Below are 3762 nucleotides of genomic sequence, written 5' to 3'. Positions count from 1 at the left end.
CGTTCTTTATGCGTCGCTGCGGCTGGATCGGCGGGGTCGCACCGACGTCGGCTAGGGCGAAGACCTTTCGAGAGGTCTTGGAGCCGCGGTTTGCAGACCGCGGGAAAAGCGCGGTCGAACGCGCTTGATCCAAGCCGCTTCGAAGCGGCTTTCCCCTCACAGCAGTTTTTCTAGACCGCCGCAACGTCTGCGCTATCTTCGCTGCAGGAGGTGCTGGTATGTGTTTCAAACCACTCTGGATGGCGATCGCCATCACCATCATGGGTAGCGCCGCCTTTGCGCAAGACGTCCGTCGTCCCAGCCATTGTCTTGCCATCGCCGATGCAACACCCGGTGCGGCCTATATCCAGAAAGCCTCCTGGACAGCGCCGATTCCGCAATACTCGGTCCGAATCAACTATGTCGCGCACGCCACCTTCCTGTTGCAGACCGAAGGCGGGCTCGACGTGGCGACCGACTTCACCGGATTTCTGGGCAACACAACCCTGATCCCGGATGTGGTCACCATGAATCACGCCCATGACACCCATTGGACTGCGAACCCCGACCCGGCCATCCCGCATGTCCTGCCCGGATGGGGGCCGTTTGGTGAAGGCATCGACCATTACCTCGATCTGGGCGAAATGCTGGTGCGCAACGTGTCGACGGACATCCGTTCCCAATTCGGCGGACGGGAGGATAACGGCAATTCCATCTTCATCTTCGAGGTCGAAGGCCTTTGTATCGGCCATTTGGGCCACCTGCATCACGAACCCAACGATGAGCAATATGCGGCCATCGGACGGCTGGATGTGGTGATGGTGCCCGTGGATGGGGGCTATACGCTGCCGCCCGAGATGATGGTGCGGATCGTGGATCGCTTGCGGTCCAGCATCGTGATCCCGATGCACTGGTTTTCGGGCTTCGCGCTCGAGACGTTCCTTGAAGAGGTGCAGGACAGCTTCGTGATCGACCGCCGCGACAGTTCGTTCCTCGAAGTGTCATTGCGTGATCTGCCGTCCCGTCCTACGGTCATAGTCCTGCGTCCCGAATGGCTTCGCGACGCCCAAAATTGACACATTCGGAGACCCGTTGATGCCACGCGACTCTGCCGATAGCGGCTTCATTGATGCCCTGTCGCACCAATTCCCTGCGGATATGTTTTCCCGCGCCGAGCAGTCCTATCTTGAGGAACCCCGCGGCCGTTATCAGGGCGCGCGCGGCTTTGTTGCCCGCCCCCGCTCGACCGAGGAAGTGTCGGCGCTGGTGAAAGCCTGCGGTGAGGCAGGCGTCGGGATTGTTCCCTATGGCGGGGGTACGGGTCTGGTGGCCGGGCAGATAGCGCCTGAGGGTGAAGCAGAGATGCCCCTGATCCTGTCGCTGGAACGGATGACCCGCATCCGCGCGGTCTACCCGCAGGAAAACGTGTTGATCGCGGATGCCGGGGTGATTCTGGCCAACATCCAGAAGGCGGCGGAAGAGGTGGACCGCTTGTTCCCCCTGTCGCTGGCCTCGGAAGGGTCGGCGCGGATTGGCGGGTTGCTGGGTACCAATGCGGGCGGCGTCAACGTCCTACGCTATGGCAACACGCGCGATCTGTGTCTTGGGCTTGAGGTGGTGATGCCCGATGGGTCTGTCTGGAACGGCCTGAAGCGCCTGCGCAAAGACAACACCGGGTACGATCTGCGCAACCTGATGATCGGGTCCGAGGGCACGCTTGGCGTGATCACCGGCGCCTCGCTCAAGCTATTCCCGCGACCGGCCAGCATTGGCACCGCCGTCTTTGTCATCCGCGACGCCGAAGCGGCGCTGGATCTGCTCTCGCTGGCGAAGTCGCAATTGGGCGAGAGCATCAGCGCGTTTGAGCTGATGCATGGAAACGGATTGGACTTCCTCCAGCAAACCATGCCGGACGTGCGTAAACCGTTCGGAGATTTTCACCCGGAGTGGATGATCCTGATGGATATCGGCCTGCCCAAAGGGCTGGACCCGCAGGAGGCGCTGGAAAACCTGTTCATGGCCGCCGAGGCGGAAGGCATCGTGTCGGACGCCGTGATCGCGCAATCCGAGACCCAGCGGAACGACTTCTGGGCCGTTCGTGAACTGATCCCCATCGCGAATCGTCAAATCGGTGCCGTATCAAGCCATGATGTCTCCGTGCCTCTGAGCGAGATTCCACATTTCATCGCGCGCGTCTGGCAAACCATTGCGCAGGTGGGCGAGTTCCGGATCAACTGTTTTGGCCATGTCGGCGACGGCAATCTGCATTGCAACGTGTTCCCGCCAGAGGGCAAATCCCGCGACCTGTTCCTTGAGGAGACCAAGCAGATCAAGCGGATGGTGCATGACATCGCCAATGAACTTGGCGGCACGTTCAGCGCCGAACATGGCGTCGGTCGCGCAAAGAAGGCGGATCTGGCGCGTTATGGTGATCCGGCCAAGCTGGCCGCAATGCGGGCAATCAAGGATGCGCTTGACCCCAAGGGGATCATGAACCCCGGTGCCGTTCTATCGTGACGCCACGCGGAACACGCATCCATCCGTGACAAGCTGGGGCGGCGTGAGGCACAGGCCTTTCGCCGTCTGAAAGGCCTGAAGCACCTTGGGCACGTAAGCGCGGGTTTCAGCGTAGTCGGGCACACCGCTCGCACGGACAACAGCGTTTTCCCCGGCATTGTACCCTGCCAGTGCGAGGATCACATCGTTGTCGAACTTTTCCATGAGGAAATCGAGGAATGCGACACCGCCCTTGATGTTCTGCGTGGGCGAAAGCCTGTCAGCGACACCAAACCGCTCGGCGGTTGCGGGCATCAGTTGCATCAACCCTTGTGCCCCAACCGAGCTTTCCGCATCAACACGTCCTGCTGATTCCACCGAGATGACGGCCAAAACCAACGCGGGCGACACACGGGTGCCCACGGTATGAAGCAGTATATCCTTGCCATATCGTTCCGCGATTCCTTGCAGGTCCTGCAAACGTGGGCCGGCGATCCCCTGCCCCGAAGGTGGATTCATGAGCCGCACCAATGCCGGTTCAAGTCGGCCGGGTCCTTGTGCGTCGATTGATGGAGAGACCTCGTTCCAGAACCACGCGAGCGTTTCACCGCCTGGTGCACGTGGCTTGGGCGCAGAAGCCGCTGGTGCCGCCGTTGGCAGGCTCGGCGCTTGTGGTGCGATCTGGACAGTAATTCGTTTCTTCGCCCCCGAGGATGGCGGCTTGACCCGCTTTGCCGAGAATTCTGGAAACGGCGGCGGCTCTGCCATGGCGCCACCCGCGCCAAGACAGATGGCGACAAGCGCCAGCACAAAATAGCGTTTCATATGCAGGCTCCTGCTCGATGCCCGTTATTGTTGAAACAAAGTATTACACAATCCGGCTGACGAGGCCATTTCGTTTCTCAAGTGAGACCAATCCCTTGGGATCAGCCCACACCACAATGACCGATTCAAACAACATTAATTTTTTTTCATTTTTTATTTTTCTATTTATCAATAGCTTGAACTGATTTCATTAACTTTCGCACCAAGCTGCAAAATCGGACCAATGCGGTCAAACTGCTGCCCCAATCCGGCGGGTATAAGTGCTCATCCAAGACGGGATGGAGCGAATGAGAGAGCGCTCAACACAAAGTCCTGAGCTTGGCCAACGTGAGCAAACTAGGACTATGGAGATCAAAATGATCAAATTCATCAAAAACTTCCGTAAAGACGAAGACGGTGCCGTGACAGTTGACTGGGTCGTTCTGACCGCTGCTGTTGTTGGCCTCGCAATTGCTGCTTATG

3 protein-coding genes are annotated in these 3762 nt (G+C 59.1%); 2 read left to right on the top strand and 1 reads right to left on the bottom strand.

Annotated elements, in window-relative coordinates; all coding sequences use genetic code 11:
• Positions 1 to 239 precede the first annotated feature (239 nt).
• Together JJ869_RS22655 and JJ869_RS22650 are read left to right on the top strand one after the other, a co-directional pair.
• On the top strand, positions 240 to 1055 hold the full coding sequence (locus JJ869_RS22655; protein WP_292271085.1) for an MBL fold metallo-hydrolase: 816 nt from the start codon (positions 240 to 242) through the stop codon (positions 1053 to 1055).
• A 19-nt stretch (positions 1056 to 1074) separates the two neighbouring features.
• Complete coding sequence (locus tag JJ869_RS22650) at positions 1075 to 2496, top strand: FAD-binding oxidoreductase (RefSeq protein WP_292271082.1); 1422 nt, start codon at positions 1075 to 1077, stop codon at positions 2494 to 2496.
• Here JJ869_RS22650 and JJ869_RS22645 read toward each other — a convergent pair.
• Positions 2488 to 3300 (bottom strand): lytic transglycosylase domain-containing protein, encoded by an 813-nt coding sequence (locus tag JJ869_RS22645; protein ID WP_292271080.1) that lies wholly within the window; start codon positions 3298 to 3300, stop codon positions 2488 to 2490. The genes JJ869_RS22650 and JJ869_RS22645 overlap by 9 nt on opposite strands.
• Between the last annotated feature and the right edge of the window lie 462 nt (positions 3301 to 3762).

The organism is Marivita sp., assembly GCF_017643905.1.
Classification (GTDB): domain Bacteria; phylum Pseudomonadota; class Alphaproteobacteria; order Rhodobacterales; family Rhodobacteraceae; genus Marivita.
This window is presented reverse-complemented; position numbering and strand designations above follow the sequence as displayed.